A 21,967-nucleotide genomic window follows, 5' to 3' on the forward strand; every position below is an offset into this window, starting at 1 on the left:
TCAAATATTTGATTATTTTGCATGGCGTGGCTGCGGCAATCTCTTTATGGTCGGGACGAATTCAAGAAAAACAAAAAGGACACTGTTAATGGGCGCATCTTTTCATATCAACGTTGAAAATACCACTCTTAGAGTGCGCCTTGACAATCCGGCGCAGCACAACAAGCTCTCGCCTGCTACCATGAAGGCGTTGCGTGAGGGACTTACTGAGAAGGCGGAAGATAAATCGTTGCGGGTGATGGTCCTGACGGGGACGGGAAAAAGTTTTTGTGCGGGCGCCGACCTTGGGGAACTTGGCCGTTATAATTTCGATGAAAATCCGCTGGAACAGCTTACCGATGTGGTTGAGCGGCTTCCCTTTCCGACGATCTGTGCGTTGAACGGCGGCGTTTATGGCGGTGGCGCCGATCTTGCATTGTCCTGTGATTTCCGGATTGGGATCACGACCATGAGCTCCTTTATTCCGCCTGCGCGGATTGGTATTCACTATCCGCCTGCGGGTCTGGCGCGCGCCGTCGCCCGCCTTGGGCTGGGGCCGGCAAAGCGTTTCTTCCTCGCCTGCGAAAGGATGTCGGCGGAGGAATTGAAGGCAATCGGGTTTCTGGATTTTCTGGTCACGCCGGAGGAGTTGGAGGCGCGAACGGAGGCGTTGACACAGGATATTGCGGCCCTCGCTCCGCTTTCCTTGCGTGGGATGAAGGAAACACTCAATGATATCGCCCGCGGGGAGCTGGATGTGGCGAAAGCTCGCCAGTTCCAGCTTCAATGTCTGCAATCAGACGATTTTATCGAAGGTAAGCAGGCGCTGGCGGAAAAGCGCCCCGCCAATTTCAAGGGCGCTTAACCACTCCGGCCTAGAGGATGAATTTGGAAAGGTCCATATTCGTCGCCAGTTCGCCAAGATGCTCTTCGACATAATCCTTGTCGATATTAACGACCGTGCCGCCTTTATCCGAGGCATGATAGCTGATGTCCTCCAGCACACGCTCCAGCACCGTGTGTAGCCGGCGGGCACCGATATTCTCGACCGCTGCGTTCACGTCAGCGGAAATGCTGGCAATCGCCTCAATCGCATCATCGGTGAAGTTAAGATGTACTTCCTCTGTCTCCATTAGCGCGACATACTGCTTGATCAGGCTCGCTTCCGGTTCGGTCAGGATGCGCTTGAAGTCATCCTTGGTCAGTGCTCTCAGCTCAACCCGGATCGGCAGCCGGCCCTGAAGTTCCGGCAGCAGGTCCGAGGGCTTGGCGATGTGAAAGGCACCGGAGGCGACAAAAAGGATATGATCCGTCCGTACTGTGCCGTATTTCGTGCTGACGATGGTGCCCTCAATCAGGGGCAGCAGGTCACGTTGTACACCTTCGCGGCTGATATCCGCGCCCTGGCGGTCGCTACGGGCGCAGATCTTGTCAATCTCATCGAGGAAGACGATGCCATTGTTTTCAACCAGCTTGATGGCGTCGCGGACAACTGCATCCTCGTCGAGAAGCTTGTCGCTTTCCTCGTTTATGAGAATCTTGTAGCTGTCTTTCACCTGCATCTTGCGCGGTTTCGTGCGTTGGCCGCCTAGCTTGCCCAGCATATCGTTGAGATTAAGCATCCCCATCTGGGCACCAGGCATGCCCGGAATATCGAACGTCGGAAGCCCGGAACTTCCGGTATCTACCAATTCCAGTTCGATTTCCTTCTCGTCCAGCTCGCCTTCGCGCAACATTTTGCGGAACTTCTGGCGCGTATCGGGGGAGGCCTTGGGACCGACCAGCGCATCCAGCACCCGCTCTTCCGCGGCAAGTTCTGCCTTGGCGATAACCTGTTGGCGCTGATCCTCCCGCACCATGTTGAGGGCGATTTCCATCAGGTCGCGGACAATCTGTTCCACATCGCGCCCGACATAGCCGACCTCAGTGAATTTCGTGGCCTCGACTTTCAGGAAAGGCGCATGGGCGAGTTTAGCGAGCCGCCGGGAGATTTCCGTTTTACCGACGCCCGTCGGGCCGATCATCAGGATGTTCTTGGGCAGCACTTCTTCGCGCATTTCTTCGGGCAATTGCTGCCGGCGCCACCGGTTACGAAGGGCGATAGCGACGGATTTCTTGGCGTCCGACTGGCCAATGATATAACGGTCCAGCTCGTAGACGATTTCCCGCGGTGATAAATTAGTCATTCTTACCAATACTTTCGATAATAACGCTCTCATTCGTGTATACGCAGATCTGGGCCGCGATCGACATGGCTTTCTGGGCGATGTCCTTCGCTTCCATATCCTCGCGATCGATCAGCGCCCGTGCCGCAGCCAGCGCATAGTTGCCACCGGACCCAATGGCGATGATACCGTCTTCAGGCTCCAGTACGTCGCCAGTCCCGGTCAGGATCAGGGAAACATCCTTGTTGGCGACGGCCATCATGGCCTCAAGACGGCGCAGGTATTTATCCGTCCGCCAGTCTTTCGCCAGTTCGACGCAGGCGCGGGTCAGGTTGCCCGGATGTTGCTCCAGCTTGCCTTCCAGTCGCTCAAATAACGTGAAGGCATCAGCTGTTGCACCGGCGAAACCGACAATGACATCATTTTTGGTGCCGATCCGGCGGACCTTGCGCGCGTTAGACTTGATGACAGTTTGACCAAGCGATACCTGGCCATCTCCGGCAACCACTACGGTTCCGTTCTTGCGCACGGACAATATTGTCGTACCGTGCCAACTTTCGATTTTTTCGGACATAGGGACTCTTCATTTTTTAAACTTGCCTTGACGATGTAACTATTTTGCCGCACGGGTCAAGGTGCAAAGGGCTTTGTCCCTGATGATCCATGTATTTTTGTCGATACCACCCTTCACAACTAACAGAATGGAACGTCATTCCTGCAAATGGATGTGCAACGAAGGAGAGACAGATGTTTACAGAAAGTGACATAGAGGCCACCGCCGCGGATAAAGCCTCCAACCTTCGGGCGATTTTCGAGATATTGAGCTATATTCATGCCGATGCTTTAAAGGACAATTACAAGGAACTCGGGGATCGCATTGAGTTTGCCCTCAATCTTGCCGAAGAACTCATCAAGGGCACGGCCAATACAGGCACAATGGCGGAGCAAAAGGCTGATGGAAATATAGCAATGGCGGCCGTTGCACCCATATCCGATGAAATTGGGAGCCGGTAACGCAATCTTTCACAATTGTCATTGTCTCTAAGGCTTGGTTTTCTGCACTGTACCTGCTATATCCTCGCCAGTATTCACGCGGTAAAGTGCCCGGCTGGAAGGATAATTCATGCGCGTAGGAACGATGAAGCGGAAAACAAAGGAAACCGACATCGAGGTTGAACTCAATCTTGATGGCACGGGCGTGTATGATGTCAAGACAGGTATCGGTTTTCTCGATCATATGCTGGAGCAGCTCTCCCGTCACAGCCTGATGGACCTGAAAGTGCGGGCGGACGGCGATTTGCATATCGATTATCATCACACAACGGAAGACACCGGCATTGCCATCGGTGAAGCATTTGCTGAAGCTCTCGGGGACCTCAAGGGTATTCGCCGTTATGCCGAGGCGCATATCCCGATGGACGAGACCCTGACCCGCGTGGCACTGGATATTTCCAAGCGGCCCTATCTGATCTGGAAAGTTGAGTTCAGCCGTGACAAGCTGGGTGAGATGGATACGGAATTGTTCAAAGAATGGTTCCAGGCCTTCGCGCAGGCAGCGGGCATTACGCTGCATGTGGAAAATCTTTACGGCACCAACAACCATCATATCGTGGAAAGTTGTTTCAAGGCATTGGCGCGGTCTTTGCGCGATGCCATTGAGATCGATCCACGCCGGGCGGACGCCGTACCTTCCACCAAGGGAACGCTCGGTCAAAGCCTCTAGTTTCGAATTGCCGCATTAGTCTGCGGAAGAAATTGTACCGGATATGAAGACTGTAATTATTGACTATGGTTCGGGCAACCTGCGCTCCGCCGCGAAGGCGTTTGAACGATCCAGCCGGGAAGCCGGATTGAAAATGGCGATCGAGGTGACCAGCCATCCCGCGGAGGTTGCTGCTGCTGACCGCATCGTGTTGCCGGGCGTTGGCGCCTTTCGGGCCTGCAAGAACGGTCTCCTCGCTGTCGATGGCATGGTTGAGGCCCTGCAGAAGGCGGTAATAGAAAAAGGCCGACCCTTTTTCGGTATTTGTGTCGGAATGCAGCTCATGGCGAGCCGGGGGATCGAACACGGCACGACGGAAGGGCTTGGCTGGATCGCGGGAGATGTTGTAAAACTAACCCCGAATGATCCGGAGCTGAAAATCCCGCATATGGGGTGGAACGAGTTACAGATTGACGCGCACCATCCTTTATTCGACGGTATAGAGAGCGGTCAGCATGCGTACTTTGTGCATAGTTATCATCTGGCGGCTCAGGACCCGGCCCATATTCTGGCGACCGTGGATTATGGCGGGCCCGTCACGGCGATTGTCGGTCGGGACAACATGATCGGCACACAATTTCATCCGGAGAAAAGCCAGGAGACGGGTCTTCAGCTGATAGCGAATTTTTTGAGATGGAATCCTTAGAATGGTAGATAATACCAGATATATTCAACAGCCGGTCATCGAGGCAATAAAGGAATTCGACCCGGCCGATCTTGACGACCTGTGCGAAGCTGCAGAAGAAGCGATCGTTGACGGGAACGGGTTTGGCTGGCTGACTCCCCCGCGCCGCTCGGTGCAGGAGAATTTCTGGAAGGGCGTATTGATGGTCCCGGTGCGGGAGCTTTATTGCGCCCGCTTCGAAGGACGCATCGTCGGCTCTGGCCAGCTTGTGAAGCCTTTCTCGAATAACGAGGCCGGGGCCCATATTGCACAGGTCGCGACTTTCTTCATCGCGCCTTACGCGCGCGGTCACGGCCTTGCCATCGGCCTTCTTGCGGTGATTGAGAAAAGTGCAAAGGAGCAGGGCTTCAAGATACTCGAGGTGGATGTGCGCGAAACCCAGTCTGCGGCTATCGCGCTGCTTGAAGCGAATGGCTATGAGAAATGGGCGACCAAGACGAACTATGCCTGGAACGGCGATCGTTACGTAGACGGACATTATTACAAAAAAGAACTGGTGGAGCTGTAACGGCGATGAACTTGTATCCGGCTATTGACCTGAAGGATGGCAACTGCGTCCGCCTGTTGCGCGGCGAAATGGACGCTGCGACAGTTTTTAATACTGACCCGGCTGATCAGGCGCGTGCCTTCAAAACAGCGGGGTTTGACCGATTGCATCTTGTAGACTTGAATGGTGCATTCGAAGGCAAGCCGGTCAATGCGAGCGCTGTGGAAAGTATTCTGGCGGCGACAGATGCTCCAACGCAGCTAGGTGGTGGCATTCGTGATCTGGCAACCATCGGGATGTGGCTTGAAAAGGGGTTGAGCAGGGTCATTCTCGGTACGATTGCTCTTCGTAACCCGGCACTGGTGAAAGAAGCCTGCAAGACATTTCCGGGACATATTGCCGTGGGTATTGATGCGCGGGATGGCATGGTTGCCGTGGAAGGCTGGGCGGAAACCAGTGAAACTTCCGCTCTTGATCTCGCTCGCAAGTTCGAGGATGCGGGCGTAGAGGCGATCATCTATACGGATATCGACCGCGATGGCGCGCTGCAGGGCGTGAATGTCGAGGCAACGCGCGATCTTGCCGCCGCGATTTCAATACCGGTGATTGCTTCGGGCGGGGTAGCCTCCATTGTCGATATCGAGAAACTTCTGGCTGTCGAGACAAGCGGGATTGAGGGCGTAATCATCGGTCGCGCGCTTTATGACGGGCGGATTGATCCAGCAGCGGCGATCGAGCTTGTGAGGCGCGACAATGCTTAAGGCGCGCGTCATACCCTGCCTTGACGTAAAGGACGGACGCGTTGTCAAGGGCGTCAATTTTGTTGATCTGATTGATGCGGGTGACCCGGTGGAGCAGGCGCGTATCTATGATGCGCAAGGCGCAGACGAGCTTTGCTTCCTTGATATCACCGCAACCTCTGACAATCGCGAAACGATTTACGATGTTGTGCGACGGACAGCAGAGCAATGCTTTATGCCACTCACTGTTGGCGGCGGTGTTCGCCAGGTGGAAGATGTGCGAAAACTGTTGCTGGCTGGGGCGGACAAGGTGTCGATCAATAGCGCGGCGGTCAAGCGGCCCGATTTCGTGCGGGAAGCGGCGGAACAGTTCGGCAGTCAATGTATCGTTGTTGCCATCGATGCCAAGCAGACCGGGCCAGACAAGTTTGAGATTTTTACCCATGGCGGACGAGAGGCCACAGGCATTGATGCCATAGAGTGGGCGAAAAGGATGACGGACTACGGCGCAGGTGAAATCCTGCTGACCTCCATGGACCGTGATGGTACGCGTTCGGGCTTTAATATCCCGCTAACCCGTGCAGTGGCTGATGCCATTCCGGTCCCGGTTATTGCCTCGGGTGGTGTCGGTGCGCTTGAACATCTCGCAGAAGGCATTCGCGACGGACATGCGACAGCGGTACTTGCGGCCTCGATCTTTCATTTTGGCGAATTCACGATCAAAGAGGCGAAAGAGGCGATGCGCGACGCCGGCATTGCGGTTCGGCTGGAAGAGGACATGGCATGAGCAAGGATGATTTAGGTGGCCTGGACAGACTTTTCGCGACTGTGGCAGCACGAAAAGGCGGTGATCCGGCTCAGTCCTACACGGCAAAGCTTTACACAAAAGGGAGTGCAAAGATTGCCCAGAAAGTGGGCGAGGAAGCGGTCGAGCTCGCCATTGCTGCTGCGCTAGAGGATCGCGATGAGATTATTTCGGAGAGTGCGGACCTCCTCTATCATTTAAGTGTTCTCTGGGCGAATGCGGATGTTGACCCTGCCGATATCTATGCCAAATTAGAAGCGCGTGAAGGTCAGTCGGGCCTTGCGGAGAAGGCGGCGCGAAAGAATGATGGAGAAAAGAAAAATGGCCTACGATAACGACAATGTATTTGCCAAAATACTGAGAGGCGAAATTCCGAACACAACTGTTTATGAGGATGAGAGCGTTCTTGCGTTCAACGATATTGCGCCCAGAACACCTGTCCATGTGCTGGTAATCCCAAAACGCCCCTATATCGATATGGATGATTTCGTTCTTAATGGCGCGCCCGAAGAAGTCAGCAATTTCTTCTCGAAGGTTGTCGAGATTACGCATCAGCTTGGCCTTCGTGAGGATGGTTACAGGCTGGTTGCCAATACGGGTAAGAATTCAGGCCAGCTGGTGCCGCATTTCCATATTCATATCATGTCTGGCAAGCCACTTGGAGAGGCGGGCATGACGGAAGGAATGACGGGCGACTGATCAGACCGTGAAGTAAGGCAGGCGCCGGGCGTCTTTAACAATATAAATGCCGAGCGGTTCAACACGTCCGCGTATGTCCACGCTTTCATGGCGCAATTCTGAAAAATCATCTTCCGCAAATTTTGCTACCTTGTCTGAAAAAATTAGCTGGCTGGCGTATTCCTTGGTCAAGGATTCGAGACGGCTTGCGGTGTTGACCGGGTCGCCGATTGCGGTGATCGACGTGGCGCTGCCATAGCCCATTTGACCGACGATGACCTGCCCGACATGTATACCGATCCCTATTTTAAGCGGTGAGGGTAGATCCGTTTTGAGGTTCTCGTTCATTATTTCAAGCTCATTGGCCATCGACCGGGCGGCGTTTAAGGCCATGCGGCTGGCGGTTTTGCTATTTTCGCTCAGGCCGAATAGCGCCATGACGCCATCCCCGATGAATTTATCCAGATGTCCGCCATTTTCCTCAATTGCTTCACCCATATGGCGGAAATACTGGTTGATTACGAACACCACGTCATAGGGAAGTTTTTGCTCGGAAAATTTGGTGAAGGCCCGCAAGTCAGCGAACAGGATTGCGATTTCCCTTTCCTGCCCCTGTAGATAGGCGGGTTGATTGAAAGCCTGTCGCACAGTCGCGGTTGTCGGCAAAAGCGGGATAACGGACACATCGCCGGTCGGAACGCTCTGGCAGGCGAGGCGGGTTCCCTCCGGTGCACCTACGCGGCGAAGCACGGCAATTTCCTTGTCACTTGGCGGGTTCAGTTTATCCCACCCCTCCATAATACGGACGCGACAGGTGGAACAACGTCCGCGTCCACCGCAGACCGACGCATGAGGAATATTACCCAACTGGCTTGCTTCCAGAATGGAAAGGCCTGGCGCCGCAAGAACAATTTTTTCATCCGGATAAGTAATGGCATTAACTTTGCGACGCCGAAAACGGATGGTCCAGTAAAGTCGGCTGAGGATAAGGACTCCAAGCGCCGCAAACATCACGAGAAAACCGATATCCCGCGTTGTATAAGCCCAGCCGATGAGATCTGGCGGTAAGTCAAGGCGGGCGAAAAAGGCATCGCGCCAGTCCGCATCCGCGAACAACCGTTCCACTTCATTCGCCCCATTGATGAAGCCGCTCAGCGAGATAACAGGCAGGATCAGTGCAAGACTATAAAGGAGTGAAAATTTCTTTTCATACCAAGGCTTTAGCCGGAGCCAGAAATGTATGCCGAGACAGCCATGTATCCAGGCAACAATCAGGGCGATACTTTGCAGCAAGGCAAGGGTTGGTGTCGCTACCCACAGGCTGAACAGTACAAATGTATAGCTGTCTTCAAGGCCATAAATTTCATGGGCAACGCGGGTGCCAATGATATGGAGGATAACGAGGGGTGGAATGAAAAGCCCAAGGGTGATTTGCAGGATGTCCTTGCCCGATAGGCGGCGGTACGACCGATGCCGGAGCAGCTTGTAGAATACCAGGGCAATATGAAGGCTTATGGCACCGAGTAACAGGATCGTGCCGGGAACACTCCGCCATAGAGCGAGGAAAATGTCCCGACCGACCTCCATGGCGTTAAGTGAGATCAGCCCCAGCGCGTGATTGAGAAGATGCCCGGTTAGAAACACCATCAGAATAACGCCGCTTGCCAGTCGGATCCGGTCCGGCCGAAGGGCTATTCGGATCGACGATGCTACTCGCTTTAGGCCCTGTGGTCTTTCCATCCGGTATGCCTTAGTTTTTAGACGACGGCCAGCTTCTGTTGTAACAGCTTTTTCAGATCTGCCGTCGGTCGGGCGCCATAATGACTGATAACCTCCGCCGCCGCCATGGCACCAATTCGCCCGCTCATGGCGAGATCATGACCGTTGGTAAGGCCATAGAGGAAGCCGGCTGCAAAAAGATCGCCCGCGCCCGTGGTGTCGACAACGTCAATATCAGTATCCGCCGGGATGGCATGGGCTTCCGACCCCTTAACAATGACGGAACCTTTTTCACTACGGGTCAGGCAGGCTATCTCGACCTGTCCACGCACCGTATCCAGGGCTTCATCAAATCTCTGCGTTTCATAGAGGGATTTGATTTCATCTTCATTGGCGAAGAGAATGTCGACACCGCCCTTGATAAACTCCTGAAATTCCGTGCGATAGCGATCGACGCAGAAGCTGTCAGAGAGGGTAAGCGAGACCCGTTGCCCCGCGTCATGGGAAATTTCGGCCGCTTTGCGAAATGCCTGCTTGCCGTTCTCGGGGTCCCACAGATAGCCTTCCATATAAGTCACCTTGGAGGCGGCGATGATCTCCGGGTCAATGTCTTCCGGCCCCAGCTCTATGCAAGCGCCGAGATAGGTATTCATCGTGCGGTGCGCATCCGGTGTCACGAGAATGAGGCTACGGGCCGTTGCGGCGCCGTTTGTCGATTTCGCGGTTTCGAAGGTGACCCCCGCAGCGCGGATATCATGGCTGAAAATATCGCCGAGCTGATCATCGCGGACCTTGCCGATATAGGCACATTTTCCGCCGAGAGAGGCGACACCTGCCGCCGTATTTCCCGCAGACCCTCCCGACATTTCAATTGCCGACTGCATCTTCGCATAGAGCTCTTCGGCACGGGCCTTATCGATTAGGTTCATCGAATTCTTCGTCAGGTTTTCTGTCGCCAGAAAGGCGTCATCCGCTTTACTGATCACATCGACAATGGCATTGCCAATACAGGTTGTGTCAAACATCCGCTTCGTCATACTATTCCCGCTCGTTACTCCGGTATCGGGCGAGTATAGTCTTTGCGGCTGCCGGAGCAAGAACGCTTTGCGTCGTGTTGCGAATTAGGAGATTAGAGATGACGGATTTGGTAAAAATGACGGCAACGGAGGTTGTCGGCCTTCTGAAAAAGGGGAAAGTATCCCCGAGCGAGCTTCTCGACGCCTCCGAAACGCGGATTAAGGAGACGGACGGTACTGTTAATGCGATGCCGATTTTGTGCTTCGATCGTGCGCGGGCCCATGCGGCGAAGCTGGAAAACGAAAATCCCGCAGATCGCTCGAAGACGCATCTCCATGGCCTTCCCATTGCGATAAAGGACCTGACACCTGTCAAGGATGTGCGGTTCACCTCCGGTTCCCCAATTTTTGCCGACCGCATTGCCGACTATTCCGATGTGATGGTCGAGCGGCTGGAGGAGCGGGGCGGTATTGTCATTGGCAAATCAAACACGCCGGAATTTGGTGCGGGCGGCCAGACCTTTAATGAGGTTTTTGGCACGACCAAGAATCCCTGGAATACGGAGCTGACACCGGCTGGATCCTCTGGGGGGGCCGCAGTAGCGCTGGCCTCGGGGCAGGTCTGGCTGGCACAGGGAAGCGATTTGGGAGGTAGTCTGCGTACCCCGGCTAGTTTTACCGGTGTTGTGGGCTTGCGTCCGTCGCCAAAGAGAGTGGCGCATGGTCCCTTGCGCCTTCCCTTCGCGACCTATCCGGTGGAGGGGCCAATGGCCCGAAATGTTCCAGATACAGCGTTGCTTCTTGATATGATGGCTGGGTCGCACATCCTCGATCCGGGCAGTCTGCCAGCACCTGAAACCTCCTATGTGGATAGCCTGAAGGATATCCCTAAATTTGGTCGCATTGCTTACAGCCCTGATCTCGGTCAATGTCCTGTTGATCCGGAAGTAGCCGAGATATGCGCGAAAGCGGCGGCGGACTTCATGCGATATTGTGAGGGTGTCGATGAAGCTTGCCCCGACCTTCATGATGCCGAGGAGATTTTCCAGACCCTGCGCGCGCAACTTTTTATTGCCAACCATGCGCCGCTCCTTGCAGAACATCGCGACAAGCTCAAGCCGGAAGTTATCTGGAATATCGAAAAGGGCGCGAAACTTAACGCTGGTGACATTGGAGCGGCACAGCGGGCGCAGGGCGATCTGTACCAGCGGGTTGTTCAATTTTTCTCGAAGTACGACTTTTTGCTGACACCGGCGGCAATCGTCCCCGCCTTTCCTCATAAATTACGCTATGTTGAGGAAGTTAACGGCGTCAAGTTTGACAACTACATGTCCTGGCTAGCGCTACCTTCCATGATCACGGTAACCAACTGCCCGGCCATATCAATCCCTTGCGGGTTCACAAAAAGTGGTCTTCCCGTGGGATTGCAGATCGTGGGACCAAATGCGCGCGAAGACCGGGTACTTCAGGCGGCCTATGCGTTTGAACGCGACCATGACTTTGCGTCGCAGGTGCCGATTGATCCGATTACACCGGCATAAACCCTAAAAATCTTGCACCGGAGTCAGGTAACGCTTACATGAACCGAAGTATTTTCGATTTAACAAGCAAGAGGGCGCATTTTGTTTTCTGCAATTAGCAAGGCCGTTGGGCAACTGGATGACAAAGCATTTCGTTCTGTTCTTTTGAAAGCCCTGGCTCTGACGGCCGGCATCTTCATTCTTGTCGGTTTTGGCGCGTCGGAGGCATTTTCGCTCGTCCCCGAATTCGAGTATGGCTGGCTTAATACGGCGATCAGTTTTCTTGCCGGGCTCGGCTTTCTGCTCGGCGGGTTTTTTCTTTTCCCACTGGTAATCAGTGCCCTGATCGGACTGTTTCTGGATGATATATCCGATGCGGTCGAGAAAAAGCACTATCCACAGGATGATCCGGCGCATGATATTCCGATCCTGTCGAGTATCTGGGATGCAGTTAAATTTCTCGCGCTAGTCATCGCCTGCAATATCATTGTACTGCCACTCTATTTCATCCCGGTCATTAATCTTTTTGTCTACTACCTGCTGAACGGCTATCTGATCTCTCGGGAATATTTCCAGATGGTGGCGATCCGCCATCATGATATGGAAGAAGTGGCTCGGCTTCGCAAGACTAACGCCTCTGAGCTTTATCTGATGGGTATAGTGATTGCCTTTACTCTGACCATTCCGATCCTCAATCTGGTCGCCCCGATTATCGCGACAGCGGCAATGGTTCATCTATACAAAAAGCGGGTCGGAAGCAAACCCAAGAGCCGGGAATTGGTTACCTGATGGGCAGGCTTTCAGGTCTTTGCCTGCTTGTACTTGCACTCGGGCTTACGGCCTGTGCGCAGGCGCCGGCAAGCTCCACGGACATACCAAAAGCCAGCACATCTATCAGGCTACAAAATCCGGCGGCGACACAACAACCTAAATCAAAGACGCAGGATATACCTCCGGCTATTGCAGCGGTCCGCCCCCGGGTATTATTGGATCCAACGGTTGTCGTTGGTAAAACTACAACAGAAATAGAACAGGCATTTGGTGACCCTAACCTGAAGCGTGAGGACAGTCCGGCGGAGGTTTGGCAGTATCTCACGCGGGAGTGCGCCTTGCATCTGTTCTTCTATCCCGCGAAGTCGTCTGAGGGCAGACTGGTTGTCCGCCATATCGCTATAAATGGACGGAGCGTCGCTTCCTTTTCGGACGTTGATCGCAAGCATTGCTTTAATGAGTATTTACGCTCAGTCGGCGCAGAAGAGGCCTTCATTGCTAAAAAGGCGTCCTGACGCCACGGCAATTTCGCTACTGGGTTCTATGCGACTGTTTTGCCCTTGAAGGCACAAAGGTCGGCGACGATGCAGCGATAGCATTCGGGCTTGCGGGCCTTGCAGACATAGCGCCCATGCAGGATCAGCCAGTGATGGGCATGGCGAAGAAATTCTTTCGGGATTTTCTTCTCTAACTTCTTTTCGACCTCAAGCGGTGTTTTGCCCGGCGCGAGCCCCGTCCGATTACCGAGGCGAAATAAATGTGTGTCCACCGCAATCGTTGGATGGCCAAAGGCGATATTGAGGACAACATTTGCTGTTTTCCGCCCGACGCCGGCTAGTTTTTCAAGTTCCTCGCGGGTTTCGGGCACCTTGCTGTCATGATCACGGATCAAGGCTTCGCACAGCTTGATAACATTTTTTGCCTTGGTCTTATAAAGCCCGATGGTCTTGATATAATCGCGTAAAGTATCTTCCCCGAGTGCAAAAATCTTCTCCGGGGTATCGGCGATGGCAAACAGTGGCCCCGTCGCCTTGTTCACACCGACGTCTGTGGCCTGTGCGGAGAGAACTACGGCAACCAGAAGCGTGAAGGGATTGACGTAATTGAGTTCCCCTTCCGGTTCGGGGTTGTTTTCCTCAAGGCGGCGAAAAAATTCGTGAATATCTGCTTTTTTCATGGCAATTCTCCCTGCCTTGCGCGAAATGACGTTAACTTGATGGGCTCTATTCCTTAGTTATTGGCATAGGCGGGATTTATGCGCAATAATCAATATGGAGGATCAGGCGATGCCGAAATCAGATGACAGGACGGAAGTGGAGGACTTGCAGACAGGCGCGGCAGGTTCCTTCTTTATGTCCCTTCATCCGAACCGGAGTTTGTCGCAGCCTGGGTTTGTTTTTCTGATGAGCAGCGTTGCCCTGATCAGCTTTATCTCGGGAATGGCCTTCCTCTCCATGGGGGCTTGGCCGGTTTTAGGTTTTTTCGGGCTGGACGCGCTTCTGATCTATCTCGCTTTCCGGCTCAATTTCCGTGCCGCCCGGCGTTATGAGACGGTGGATATCCAGAATGATGTCTTCACCATCACGCGCATCGCGCCTGACGGTGCCGCGAAGGTGGAAGTGTTCGATGCCTATTGGGCACGGGCGATGATCGAGAAGGGGCGGCTCTGGGTGACGAACCGGGGGAAATTATACGAAATTGGCAACTTTCTCGGCGAAGATGAAAAGATCGAGGTGCAGGAATTGATTGCAACGGCGCTTGAGACTTATCGCGAGGGCGGTTTTCTTCAGTCACCCAGCCCGAGGACGTCCATCATATCATAATTTCCAGCCGACTTGTCCTTCGCCCAGAGCGTGGCACGGACGGCACCACGGGCAAAGATGGACCGATCTCCGGCCTTGTGGGTCAGCTCGATCCGTTCATTTTCCGCGGCGAACATCACCGTGTGATCGCCGACAACATTCCCCCCGCGCAACACCGCATAACCGATATCCCCACGGTTGCGGGCACCGGTAATGCCATCGCGACCGCGATCCGCAACCGTATTATGATCAACACCCCGACCGACCGCAGCCGCCTTGCCCAGCAGTAAAGCGGTTCCCGACGGTGCATCGACCTTGTGATGGTGATGCATTTCGAGAATTTCGACGTCAAACTCATCATCGAGAATAGCGGCAACCTTGCGGGTGAGTTGGGCCAGCAAATTGACTCCAAGGCTCATATTTGCGCCCTGGACAATGACTGCTTTATCCCCGCAGGCGGTAATCTCAGCCTGTTGGTCATTGCTGAGGCCGGTGGTGCCAATGACAAGAATCTTACCGCTGTTCGCGGCAAGCTTCGCATGGGCGACAGAAGCAGCGGGTGTCGTGAAATCAATCACCGCATCGGCCAAATCGAAAAGTTTTTCAGTATTATCTTTGACCAGAATGCCGGAGGGGTCCAGTCCGGCGAGGGCGTGGATATCCTTACCGATGTCCGGGGAATTGGTGGGTTCGGTCCCGCCGCATATCTCGCAGCCAGCCGTTTCCGTTACCTGCTTTACCAGCATCCGGCCCATTCGACCAGCCGCCCCGACAATTCCAATCTTCAAGTCGCTCATGTCACACTACCTCTGTTATCGCGCCACAGGATGTAGCACAGTCAGAAGAATGTGGCGAGATGGTAATGCCGTGACGGTCCATCAGTCCTTTAGATCGGCGAGAAAATCCTTCACACGCGAGAAAAAGCCTTCGGATTCGGGGCTGTGTGCGCCTTTACCCTCTGCTTCAAATTCCTTCAGCAGCTCTTTCTGGCGCTTGCTGAGATTAACCGGCGTTTCAACGATGGTATGGATATACATATCGCCATGGCTGTGGGAATTCATGATCGGCATGCCCTTGCCGCGCAGACGGAACTTCCGCCCGGACTGGGTGCCTGCCGTAATGCTGACTTTGGCGCGCGCGCCTTCCAGTGTTGGCACCTCAATATCGCCGCCAAGCGCGGCGGTCGTGAGCGGAATGGGAACGCGGCAGTGAATATTCTGGCCATCGCGCTGGAATATCCGGTGATCCTGAACGGTCAGGAAAATATAGAGATCGCCGGGCGGTCCACCGCGCATGCCAGCTTCACCTTCACCGGAGAGGCGGATTCGGTTGCCGTCATCGACACCTGCAGGGATATTGACGGACAAGGTTTTTTCCTTGTTTACCCGCCCTTGGCCTCGACAGGTTTTACAGGGGTTCTTGATAACCTGTCCCTGTCCCTGACATGTCGGGCAGGTACGTTCAATCGTAAAGAATCCCTGTTGTGCACGGATTTTACCCATTCCCTGACAACTGTCGCAGGCTGTGGGTTCAGATCCAGCCTCTGCTCCCGACCCATCGCAGCTTTCGCAAGGGGCGGTTGTCGGGATTTTCAGCTCCATCTTTTTGCCATTGTAGGCGTCTTCGAGGGAGATTTCGAGGTTATATCGAAGATCAGAGCCGCGCGGGCTTCGAGATCGTCCACCACCCTGGGCGCCGCCCATAAAGTCGCCAAACAGGTCTTCGAAAATATCGCTGAAACCGCCGCCCATACCGCCAAAGCCCTGTGCGCCGCCGGGGCCACCACCATTTTCAAAGGCGGCATGACCATATTGGTCATAGGCACTTCGCTTCTGCGGTTCTTTCAGAACTTCGTAGGCTTCGTTGACTTCCTTGAAAGCGGCCTCGGCACTACTGTCACCGGGGTTACGATCTGGGTGGTATTGCATTGCCTTTTTGCGGTAGGCGGATTTGATCACTGCGGCGTCAGCGTTGCTTTCCACCCCAAGAACTTCGTAATAATCACGTTTGGCCATCAGTATCTATCACTTAACGAAAGCCGCCCCGATTGAGCGTCTGCCCAGAATCGGAGCGGTATGTTGGAAGACAGGATTTCATCGGGTTTCCCCTAAAAATCCTTACTTATCTTTCTTGTCTTCGTCGACTTCCTCGAAGTCGGCATCGACAACGTCATCATCGGAGGCGTTGCTCTGTTCCTGGCCTTCACCGGCCTCGGCCTGCCCCGCGTCCTGCGACTGGGCGTAGAGAGCTTCACCGAGTTTCATGGAGGCTGCCTGCAGTGCTTCCATCTTGGCCTTGATGGCCTCGACATCATCACCTTCCTTGGCTTCCTTCAACTCACCGAGTGCGGTTTCGATCGGCGCCTTGACGTCGTCGCCTACTTTATCACCGGCTTCTTCAAGGGTTTTCTCCGTCGCGTGAACAAGGCTGTCGGCCTGGTTCAAGACTTCGACTTTTTCCTTGCGGGCCTTGTCTTCGGCGGCATGCTCTTCGGCGTCCTTGACCATCTGGTCGATGTCGGCCTCGCTCAAACCACTGGAAGCCTGAATCTGTATCTTCTGCTCCCGACCGGTGCCCTTGTCTTTCGCCGAAACGTTGACAATACCGTTCGCATCAATATCGAAGGTCACCTCAATCTGCGGAACGCCGCGTGGGGCACCCGGGATATCGGTCAGGTCAAAGTTGCCAAGTAGCTTGTTGTCCGCAGCCATCTCGCGCTCGCCCTGGAACACCCGAATGGTCACGGCCGACTGATTATCCTCGGCGGTCGAGAAAGTCTGGCTCTTCTTCGTCGGGATCGTCGTGTTACGATCGATCAGGCGGGTAAAGACACCCCCCAATGTTTCGATACCAAGCGACAGCGGCGTTACGTCAAGCAGTAGAACGTCTTTCACGTCACCTTGAAGCACGCCGGCCTGAATGGCTGCGCCGATAGCAACCACTTCGTCCGGGTTCACACCCTTGTGCGGTTCGCGGCCAAAGAAGTTTTTAACCTCTTCGATAACCTTGGGCATACGGCTCATGCCGCCAACCAGGATAACCTCGTCGATTTCGCCTTTTTGTAATCCGGCGTCTTTCAATGCTTTCTCACAAGGGGCGAGAGTGCGCTTGATCAAACCTTCCACCAGTCGCTCAAATTGAGCGCGGGTCAGCTTCAACTGCATATGCTTCGGACCAGAAGCGTCCGCCGTGATAAATGGCAGGTTGATTTCTGTTGACTGAGAGGAGGAAAGTTCGATTTTCGCTTTCTCTGCAGCCTCTTTCAGGCGCTGCAACGCCATCTTGTCGGCACGCAGGTCGATGCCCTGCTCTTTCTTGAATTCATCCGCCAGATAGTCAACCAGTGTCAGGTCGAAATCTTCACCGCCGAGGAAAGTGTCGCCGTTGGTTGAGCGGACTTCGAAAACGCCATCACCAATTTCAAGGATGGAGACGTCAAACGTTCCGCCACCCAAGTCATACACGGCAACGGTCTGGTTCGCCTTGTCCATGCCATAGGCAAGTGCGGCCGCTGTCGGTTCGTTGATGATACGAAGGACTTCAAGGCCGGCAATCTTGCCTGCATCTTTCGTTGCCTGACGTTGGGCATCATTAAAATAGGCTGGAACCGTGATAACGGCCTGACTGACTTTTTCACCGAGATAGCTTTCGGCCGTTTCCTTCATCTTTTGCAGGATGAAGGCCGAAATCTGGCTTGGAGAGTATTTTTCACCGCGAGATTCGACCCAAGCGTCGCCATTGTCCGCTTTGACAATGTCGTAAGGGACCATCTCTTTATCTTTTTGGGTAGTCTTATCGTCAAACCGGCGGCCGATAAGGCGCTTGATCGCGAAGAAGGTATTCTGGGGGTTCGTTACCCCTTGGCGCTTCGCTGACTGACCGACGAGCTTTTCGCCGTCTTCTGTAAAGGCGACCATTGATGGGGTCGTACGGGCACCTTCTGAATTCTCAATGACCTTTGCATTCTTGCCGTCCATAACGGCGATGCAGGAGTTGGTCGTTCCTAAGTCAATTCCAATTACTTTAGCCATCATATCCTCATTAATTATGGCAAATCATCAAAGCCACCTCATGCACCTTGGTGATCCCCAGGATTTAAAACGTTAAGTCCGTTGCCGTGTATATAAGTTCGAAACAAATTCAGTGCAAGGGTCGGAGTGGTTGCGCAACGCTATAATATTGGATTCAACGGTACAGACACGCCCCGCAGGCAGGACATGGCTGGCGTGCTTCACCTATTTTTTACTTGCCACCAGGCTCTGATGCGTGTGATAGACGAAAATGTAATCAACTAAATCAGGAAATCCGTGTGACCGCAGAACCCCCCAGTCGCGGCAATAGTGCGGCCATCACCTTTTTCTCGCCCGATGAGACTCGCGGCCTGTTGAGCGCATTTGGTGCTTTCTTCGTGTGGGGCTGTTCCCCCGTCTATTTTAAATGGCTGTCCCATGTCTCTCCGATAGAGATTATTTCTCATCGCATCATCTGGTCGTCTGTGCTGGTTTTGCTGTTGATCCTATCGACACGGAAAATTGGCCAGCTTCTGGAAATTTACCGGGATCCGCGCCGGCTTTTCGTTTTTGTGCTGACCACAGTGCTGATTGGAGGCAACTGGCTGACTTTCGTCTGGGCTATATCCAATGATCGTATTCTGGAAGGAAGTCTCGGCTATTATATCAATCCATTGGTCAATATCCTGCTCGGTATGATTTTTCTGGGGGAGCGGCTTAATAAATGGCAGACGGTGTCCATTTTATGCGCCGTTGCTGCGGTAACCATCCTGACGATACAGGTTGGCTATCTGCCGTGGATATCGCTAGTGCTCGCTTTTTCTTTCGGGTTTTATGCCCTGCTTCGCAAGAAGACCGGTGCAGACAGCGCCGTTGGTCTGGTGGTTGAGACGACGTTGCTGTTTCCGGTGGCGCTCGGGTATTTGCTTTATTTGACGTTCACTGTGGATCCCGCGACCTCAACGGAGGCGCCAACCGGATTTCTGTTTGATACGAGCACCTTGCTGTTGTTGGTTGGCACGGGCGTAGTGACGGCGGTCCCACTAATACTATTTACCACCGCCGCCAAGTATCTAAAATTCACGACGATCGGTGTCCTGCAGTATTTATCTCCGACCATGCATGTTTTTATCGCGGTGTATCTTTACAACGAACCGTTTGATCAGTCGCGGCTGTTTGCTTTTGCGCTGATCTGGATTGGCCTGATTATTTATAGCGTAGATGGTTACCGGGGGCGGCGTCGCCCCGCGGTGCTCAAGGGTGTACCTTAAAGGGTTACACCTTCTCGTCGATATGGGTTTCGGTGCGCTTCTGGCCACCTTTTGACACCCCGACCATAGCCGGACGCAGAAGACGGTCGGCAATTACGAAGCCAGCCTGGGTCACCTGCAAGACAGTGCCTGGCTCGACGGAAGGGTCTTCAATTTCATACATCGCCTGATGCAGGTTGGGATCGAATTTCTCTCCTTTTGGGTCGATCTTACGGATCTGGTGTTTTTCCAGCGTGTTGAGTAATTCTGACTCTGTCATTTCAATGCCGGGCAGAACACTCTTTACATCCGCATTCTCGCGTGCCGTATCAGGAATGCTTTCGATTGCGCGTCGAAGATTATCGGCGACACCTAAAATATCCCGGGCAAATTTGGTGACCCCGTAGGTGTGCGCATCCTGCTTTTCACGCTCAGCCCGGCGGCGCATATTCTCAACATCCGCCATTGCCCGGAGCAGCTTGTCCTTCAGGTCCGCAATCTCGGCATCTTTTTCAGCAACGATATCAACGTCGCTCGACTGTTCAGTCGTGTCCGTTTCGGAGTTCGCGTCTTCTTCGTCCTGCTTCAGGGCGTCTGCCGCGGCTTGTGCCTCTTTTGACAATTTTTCATTCTCCTCCTGATCATTCAGGGGGTGCTGCTTTGGTTCATTCATTTTGTCTGTTTCCTAATCCAGCAATTTACCGATTACCTTTGCGGTATAATCCACCATCGGGACGATACGCGCATAGTTTAACCGCGCCGGGCCAATCACACCAATGGCGCCGACGACCTGTTCTTGGCTGTTATGATATGGAGAGATAATCATTGATGTGCCGGAAAGCGAGAAAAGATTATTCTCCGAGCCAATAAAAACTTTTACACCACTCCCTTTTTCAGCCAATTCCAGCAATTTAATTCGCTCTTTCTTGACTTCAAGTGTATCGAACAGTTCCCTGATTTTTTCAAGATCTTCAAGCGCTTGCACATTCTGCAGCAGATTTGCATGACCACGGACAATCAGGGTTTCCCGACCGCCCCAGCTCGCAATATCATGGGCAATCAGTTCCTGTGTCAGTTCATCGAGTTCAGCCTGATGATTATCAAGTTCGAGCTGTATGTCCTGTTTCATCTCATGCAGTGTACGCCCGGCCAGCTTCGCATTGAGATAGTTGGCAGCCTCCCGGAGGCCGGAATCGGTAAGCCCCGGCGGCAGATCGACGGCCCGGTTCTCAACCATCCCGTTGGCGGTCACGATAATCACCAGGGCCCGGTCAACTCCGAGGCGAACAAACTCAATCTGCTTGATCGAGCTGTCGCTTTTCGGGGCGATCACCAGAGATGCGCAGTTTGACAGCCCGGAGAGCATGGAGGATGCCTCGGTGAGCATTTCTTCCATATTGCGGCCGTCAACGGCACAACGTGCCTTGATATCCGCTCGCTCTGCTTCCGTCAGATTGCCGATTTCAAGTATGCCGTCCACAAATAAGCGGAGCCCTTGCTGCGTTGGCAGCCGTCCGGCCGACGTATGTGGTGAATACAGAAGGCCCGCATCGGCGAGGTCGGCCATGACATTGCGGATCGAGGCGGCAGAGAGGTCAAGTTCGCTTATCCGCGACAGCGTGCGCGAGCCGACGGGCTCTCCGGTTTGCATATAGGTTTCCACTATATGCCGGAAGACGATGCGGCTGCGTTCGTTAAGTTCTTGTATCGTCATGTTGATCAATCGCGATATAGCTGTTTCTCTCTTGCACTTGAATGTAGTGACGCGGGAGGCTTGCGTCAATCTGGTGCAGCAGGTACAAAAGGCGCAAATCTTGTTTCTCAAATTAAAGGAAGTTTTATGCGCCCCTCCGGCAGAGCCCCAGATCAACTGCGCAACATCATCATGGAACCCGGCTATGCCAAGAATGCCGAGGGGTCCTGCTTCATAAAATGCGGCGATACACACGTGCTCTGCACTGCCAGTATTGAGGAACGGGTGCCACCCTTCCTGCGCAATACGGGCAAGGGATGGGTGACGGCGGAGTATGGCATGTTACCCCGTTCAACCGGATCGCGGATGGGTCGGGAGGCCGCGCGCGGCAAGCAGCAGGGCCGAACCGTAGAAATTCAGCGACTGATCGGGCGATCATTGCGGGCACTGGTCAATTTCGAAGGCTTCGGAGAACGGCAGATCACCGTCGATTGCGACGTTATTCAGGCGGATGGCGGCACGCGCACAGCGTCCATCACCGGTGCCTATGTTGCGCTGTATCAGGCATTTGAAAAGCTAGTAGAGCAAGGGAAAATTCTTGAAATCCCGATGAAGGGCCAGGTCGCGGCTGTTTCCTGCGGTATTTACAAGGGCGCGCCTGTTCTCGATCTTGACTATCCGGAGGATAGCAATGCTCAGGCCGACGCCAATTTCGTGCTGACATCCGAAGGACAGATCATTGAGATCCAGGGTACAGCCGAGGAAGATCCTTTTTCTGAAGCTGAGTTTGGATCCCTTTTCACGCTCGCCAAGAAGGGTGTAAAAGAGCTATGCGCTCTCCAGCGACAGGCTCTCGGCATTTGAGCAATCATCGAAAGTTTGATG

25 protein-coding genes are annotated in these 21,967 nt (G+C 53.9%); 15 read left to right on the forward strand and 10 right to left on the reverse strand.

Going from position 1 to position 21,967, the window contains the following annotated elements; all coding sequences use genetic code 11:
* Positions 1-88: 88 nt before the first annotated feature.
* Complete coding sequence (locus GQE98_RS04500) at positions 89-844, forward strand: enoyl-CoA hydratase/isomerase family protein (RefSeq protein ID WP_161314435.1); 756 nt, start codon at positions 89-91, stop codon at positions 842-844.
* Positions 845-854: 10 nt separating this feature from the next.
* On the opposite strand, the gene hslU is transcribed toward GQE98_RS04500, so the two are convergent.
* Positions 855-2,165 (reverse strand): ATP-dependent protease ATPase subunit HslU, encoded by a 1,311-nt coding sequence (gene hslU / locus GQE98_RS04505; protein WP_161314436.1) that lies wholly within the window; start codon positions 2,163-2,165, stop codon positions 855-857.
* Positions 2,158-2,718 (reverse strand): ATP-dependent protease subunit HslV, encoded by a 561-nt coding sequence (hslV, locus tag GQE98_RS04510; RefSeq protein WP_161314437.1) that lies wholly within the window; start codon positions 2,716-2,718, stop codon positions 2,158-2,160. Before hslV ends, hslU begins: the two co-directional genes overlap by 8 nt.
* 173 nt (positions 2,719-2,891) lie before the next feature.
* On the opposite strand from hslV, the gene GQE98_RS04515 reads away from it, so the two are divergent.
* The 8 genes from GQE98_RS04515 to GQE98_RS04550 all read left to right on the forward strand — a co-directional run bounded on the left by GQE98_RS04515 (position 2,892) and on the right by GQE98_RS04550 (position 7,322).
* Positions 2,892-3,158, forward strand: coding sequence for a hypothetical protein (locus GQE98_RS04515; protein WP_161314438.1), 267 nt, complete (start codon positions 2,892-2,894; stop codon positions 3,156-3,158).
* A gap of 109 nt (positions 3,159-3,267) precedes the next feature.
* A complete protein-coding gene (gene hisB, locus GQE98_RS04520; protein WP_161314439.1) occupies positions 3,268-3,867 on the forward strand; it encodes an imidazoleglycerol-phosphate dehydratase HisB in 600 nt (199 codons plus the stop codon).
* A gap of 43 nt (positions 3,868-3,910) precedes the next feature.
* Complete coding sequence (gene hisH / locus GQE98_RS04525; RefSeq protein WP_161314440.1) at positions 3,911-4,552, forward strand: imidazole glycerol phosphate synthase subunit HisH; 642 nt, start codon at positions 3,911-3,913, stop codon at positions 4,550-4,552.
* Between the two features lies 1 nt (position 4,553).
* The gene (locus GQE98_RS04530; RefSeq protein WP_161314441.1) at positions 4,554-5,099 is read left to right on the forward strand and encodes a GNAT family N-acetyltransferase; all 546 of its coding nucleotides are present in this window, start codon (positions 4,554-4,556) and stop codon (positions 5,097-5,099) included.
* Between the two features lie 5 nt (positions 5,100-5,104).
* On the forward strand, positions 5,105-5,839 hold the full coding sequence (gene hisA, locus GQE98_RS04535) for a 1-(5-phosphoribosyl)-5-[(5-phosphoribosylamino)methylideneamino]imidazole-4-carboxamide isomerase (RefSeq protein ID WP_161314442.1): 735 nt from the start codon (positions 5,105-5,107) through the stop codon (positions 5,837-5,839).
* Positions 5,832-6,605 (forward strand): imidazole glycerol phosphate synthase subunit HisF, encoded by a 774-nt coding sequence (gene hisF / locus GQE98_RS04540; protein ID WP_161314443.1) that lies wholly within the window; start codon positions 5,832-5,834, stop codon positions 6,603-6,605. Before hisA ends, hisF begins: the two co-directional genes overlap by 8 nt.
* Complete coding sequence (locus tag GQE98_RS04545) at positions 6,602-6,958, forward strand: phosphoribosyl-ATP diphosphatase (protein ID WP_161314444.1); 357 nt, start codon at positions 6,602-6,604, stop codon at positions 6,956-6,958. The genes hisF and GQE98_RS04545 overlap by 4 nt, the downstream gene beginning before the upstream one ends.
* Positions 6,945-7,322: a histidine triad nucleotide-binding protein gene (locus tag GQE98_RS04550; RefSeq protein ID WP_161314445.1), complete on the forward strand. Its 378-nt coding sequence runs from the start codon at positions 6,945-6,947 to the stop codon at positions 7,320-7,322. Before GQE98_RS04545 ends, GQE98_RS04550 begins: the two co-directional genes overlap by 14 nt.
* Here the strand turns inward: GQE98_RS04550 and GQE98_RS04555 are convergent, their stop codons facing one another.
* Together GQE98_RS04555 and GQE98_RS04560 are read right to left on the reverse strand one after the other, a co-directional pair.
* Complete coding sequence (locus tag GQE98_RS04555; protein ID WP_161314446.1) at positions 7,323-9,041, reverse strand: adenylate/guanylate cyclase domain-containing protein; 1,719 nt, start codon at positions 9,039-9,041, stop codon at positions 7,323-7,325. It lies immediately after the preceding gene.
* Between the two features lie 17 nt (positions 9,042-9,058).
* The gene (locus tag GQE98_RS04560) at positions 9,059-10,057 is read right to left on the reverse strand and encodes an adenosine kinase (RefSeq protein WP_161314447.1); all 999 of its coding nucleotides are present in this window, start codon (positions 10,055-10,057) and stop codon (positions 9,059-9,061) included.
* A 98-nt stretch (positions 10,058-10,155) separates the two neighbouring features.
* On the opposite strand from GQE98_RS04560, the gene GQE98_RS04565 reads away from it, so the two are divergent.
* The 3 genes from GQE98_RS04565 (at position 10,156) to GQE98_RS04575 (ending at position 12,842) form a co-directional block, all read left to right on the forward strand.
* A complete protein-coding gene (locus tag GQE98_RS04565; RefSeq protein ID WP_161314448.1) occupies positions 10,156-11,577 on the forward strand; it encodes an amidase in 1,422 nt (473 codons plus the stop codon).
* Between the two features lie 81 nt (positions 11,578-11,658).
* Positions 11,659-12,345, forward strand: coding sequence for an EI24 domain-containing protein (locus GQE98_RS04570; RefSeq protein ID WP_161314449.1), 687 nt, complete (start codon positions 11,659-11,661; stop codon positions 12,343-12,345).
* Positions 12,345-12,842, forward strand: a complete 498-nt coding sequence (locus GQE98_RS04575; protein WP_161314450.1) for a hypothetical protein — start codon at positions 12,345-12,347, stop codon at positions 12,840-12,842. Before GQE98_RS04570 ends, GQE98_RS04575 begins: the two co-directional genes overlap by 1 nt.
* Before the next feature lie 26 nt (positions 12,843-12,868).
* On the opposite strand, the gene nth is transcribed toward GQE98_RS04575, so the two are convergent.
* On the reverse strand, positions 12,869-13,504 hold the full coding sequence (gene nth, locus GQE98_RS04580) for an endonuclease III (protein ID WP_161314451.1): 636 nt from the start codon (positions 13,502-13,504) through the stop codon (positions 12,869-12,871).
* Positions 13,505-13,613: 109 nt separating this feature from the next.
* On the opposite strand from nth, the gene GQE98_RS04585 reads away from it, so the two are divergent.
* A complete protein-coding gene (locus tag GQE98_RS04585) occupies positions 13,614-14,150 on the forward strand; it encodes a DUF2244 domain-containing protein (protein WP_161314452.1) in 537 nt (178 codons plus the stop codon).
* On the opposite strand, the gene dapB is transcribed toward GQE98_RS04585, so the two are convergent.
* From dapB to dnaK, 3 genes are all read right to left on the reverse strand, one after another.
* On the reverse strand, positions 14,114-14,917 hold the full coding sequence (gene dapB / locus GQE98_RS04590) for a 4-hydroxy-tetrahydrodipicolinate reductase (protein ID WP_161314804.1): 804 nt from the start codon (positions 14,915-14,917) through the stop codon (positions 14,114-14,116). The genes GQE98_RS04585 and dapB overlap by 37 nt on opposite strands.
* 90 nt (positions 14,918-15,007) lie before the next feature.
* Positions 15,008-16,144, reverse strand: a complete 1,137-nt coding sequence (gene dnaJ, locus GQE98_RS04595; protein ID WP_161314453.1) for a molecular chaperone DnaJ — start codon at positions 16,142-16,144, stop codon at positions 15,008-15,010.
* 102 nt (positions 16,145-16,246) lie between these two features.
* Positions 16,247-18,160, reverse strand: a complete 1,914-nt coding sequence (dnaK, locus tag GQE98_RS04600; protein ID WP_161314454.1) for a molecular chaperone DnaK — start codon at positions 18,158-18,160, stop codon at positions 16,247-16,249.
* A gap of 278 nt (positions 18,161-18,438) precedes the next feature.
* On the opposite strand from dnaK, the gene rarD reads away from it, so the two are divergent.
* Positions 18,439-19,410, forward strand: a complete 972-nt coding sequence (gene rarD / locus GQE98_RS04605) for an EamA family transporter RarD (RefSeq protein ID WP_161314455.1) — start codon at positions 18,439-18,441, stop codon at positions 19,408-19,410.
* Between the two features lie 4 nt (positions 19,411-19,414).
* Here the strand turns inward: rarD and grpE are convergent, their stop codons facing one another.
* On the reverse strand, positions 19,415-20,062 hold the full coding sequence (grpE, locus tag GQE98_RS04610) for a nucleotide exchange factor GrpE (RefSeq protein ID WP_161314456.1): 648 nt from the start codon (positions 20,060-20,062) through the stop codon (positions 19,415-19,417).
* Positions 20,063-20,074: 12 nt separating this feature from the next.
* Positions 20,075-21,103 carry a heat-inducible transcriptional repressor HrcA gene (gene hrcA / locus GQE98_RS04615; RefSeq protein WP_161314457.1) on the reverse strand — a complete coding sequence of 343 codons (1,029 nt, stop codon included), beginning with the start codon at positions 21,101-21,103 and terminating at the stop codon, positions 20,075-20,077.
* Between the two features lie 126 nt (positions 21,104-21,229).
* Here hrcA and rph point away from each other — a divergent pair, with 126 nt between their 5' ends.
* Positions 21,230-21,946 carry a ribonuclease PH gene (rph, locus tag GQE98_RS04620; protein WP_161314458.1) on the forward strand — a complete coding sequence of 239 codons (717 nt, stop codon included), beginning with the start codon at positions 21,230-21,232 and terminating at the stop codon, positions 21,944-21,946.
* The last annotated feature ends 21 nt before the right edge of the window (positions 21,947-21,967 follow it).

Origin of the sequence: Sneathiella litorea, from assembly GCF_009882915.1 — a bacterium.
Classification (GTDB): domain Bacteria; phylum Pseudomonadota; class Alphaproteobacteria; order Sneathiellales; family Sneathiellaceae; genus Sneathiella; species Sneathiella litorea.

Coding starts and splice junctions, on each gene's coding strand:
- hisA (WP_161314442.1), top strand. CDS start 5,105: ATGAACTTGTATCCGGCTATTGACCTGAAGGATGGCAACTGCGTCCGC.
- dnaK (WP_161314454.1), bottom strand. CDS start 18,160: ATGGCTAAAGTAATTGGAATTGACTTAGGAACGACCAACTCCTGCATC.
- GQE98_RS04565 (WP_161314448.1), top strand. CDS start 10,156: ATGACGGATTTGGTAAAAATGACGGCAACGGAGGTTGTCGGCCTTCTG.
- hslU (WP_161314436.1), bottom strand. CDS start 2,165: ATGACTAATTTATCACCGCGGGAAATCGTCTACGAGCTGGACCGTTAT.
- grpE (WP_161314456.1), bottom strand. CDS start 20,062: ATGAATGAACCAAAGCAGCACCCCCTGAATGATCAGGAGGAGAATGAA.
- GQE98_RS04530 (WP_161314441.1), top strand. CDS start 4,554: ATGGTAGATAATACCAGATATATTCAACAGCCGGTCATCGAGGCAATA.
- GQE98_RS04585 (WP_161314452.1), top strand. CDS start 13,614: ATGCCGAAATCAGATGACAGGACGGAAGTGGAGGACTTGCAGACAGGC.
- hisH (WP_161314440.1), top strand. CDS start 3,911: ATGAAGACTGTAATTATTGACTATGGTTCGGGCAACCTGCGCTCCGCC.
- GQE98_RS04550 (WP_161314445.1), top strand. CDS start 6,945: ATGGCCTACGATAACGACAATGTATTTGCCAAAATACTGAGAGGCGAA.
- GQE98_RS04545 (WP_161314444.1), top strand. CDS start 6,602: ATGAGCAAGGATGATTTAGGTGGCCTGGACAGACTTTTCGCGACTGTG.
- rph (WP_161314458.1), top strand. CDS start 21,230: ATGCGCCCCTCCGGCAGAGCCCCAGATCAACTGCGCAACATCATCATG.
- GQE98_RS04560 (WP_161314447.1), bottom strand. CDS start 10,057: ATGACGAAGCGGATGTTTGACACAACCTGTATTGGCAATGCCATTGTC.
- hisB (WP_161314439.1), top strand. CDS start 3,268: ATGCGCGTAGGAACGATGAAGCGGAAAACAAAGGAAACCGACATCGAG.
- GQE98_RS04500 (WP_161314435.1), top strand. CDS start 89: ATGGGCGCATCTTTTCATATCAACGTTGAAAATACCACTCTTAGAGTG.
- GQE98_RS04555 (WP_161314446.1), bottom strand. CDS start 9,041: ATGGAAAGACCACAGGGCCTAAAGCGAGTAGCATCGTCGATCCGAATA.
- hisF (WP_161314443.1), top strand. CDS start 5,832: ATGCTTAAGGCGCGCGTCATACCCTGCCTTGACGTAAAGGACGGACGC.
- nth (WP_161314451.1), bottom strand. CDS start 13,504: ATGAAAAAAGCAGATATTCACGAATTTTTTCGCCGCCTTGAGGAAAAC.
- dnaJ (WP_161314453.1), bottom strand. CDS start 16,144: ATGGCCAAACGTGATTATTACGAAGTTCTTGGGGTGGAAAGCAACGCT.
- GQE98_RS04575 (WP_161314450.1), top strand. CDS start 12,345: ATGGGCAGGCTTTCAGGTCTTTGCCTGCTTGTACTTGCACTCGGGCTT.
- hrcA (WP_161314457.1), bottom strand. CDS start 21,103: ATGACGATACAAGAACTTAACGAACGCAGCCGCATCGTCTTCCGGCAT.
- hslV (WP_161314437.1), bottom strand. CDS start 2,718: ATGTCCGAAAAAATCGAAAGTTGGCACGGTACGACAATATTGTCCGTG.
- GQE98_RS04515 (WP_161314438.1), top strand. CDS start 2,892: ATGTTTACAGAAAGTGACATAGAGGCCACCGCCGCGGATAAAGCCTCC.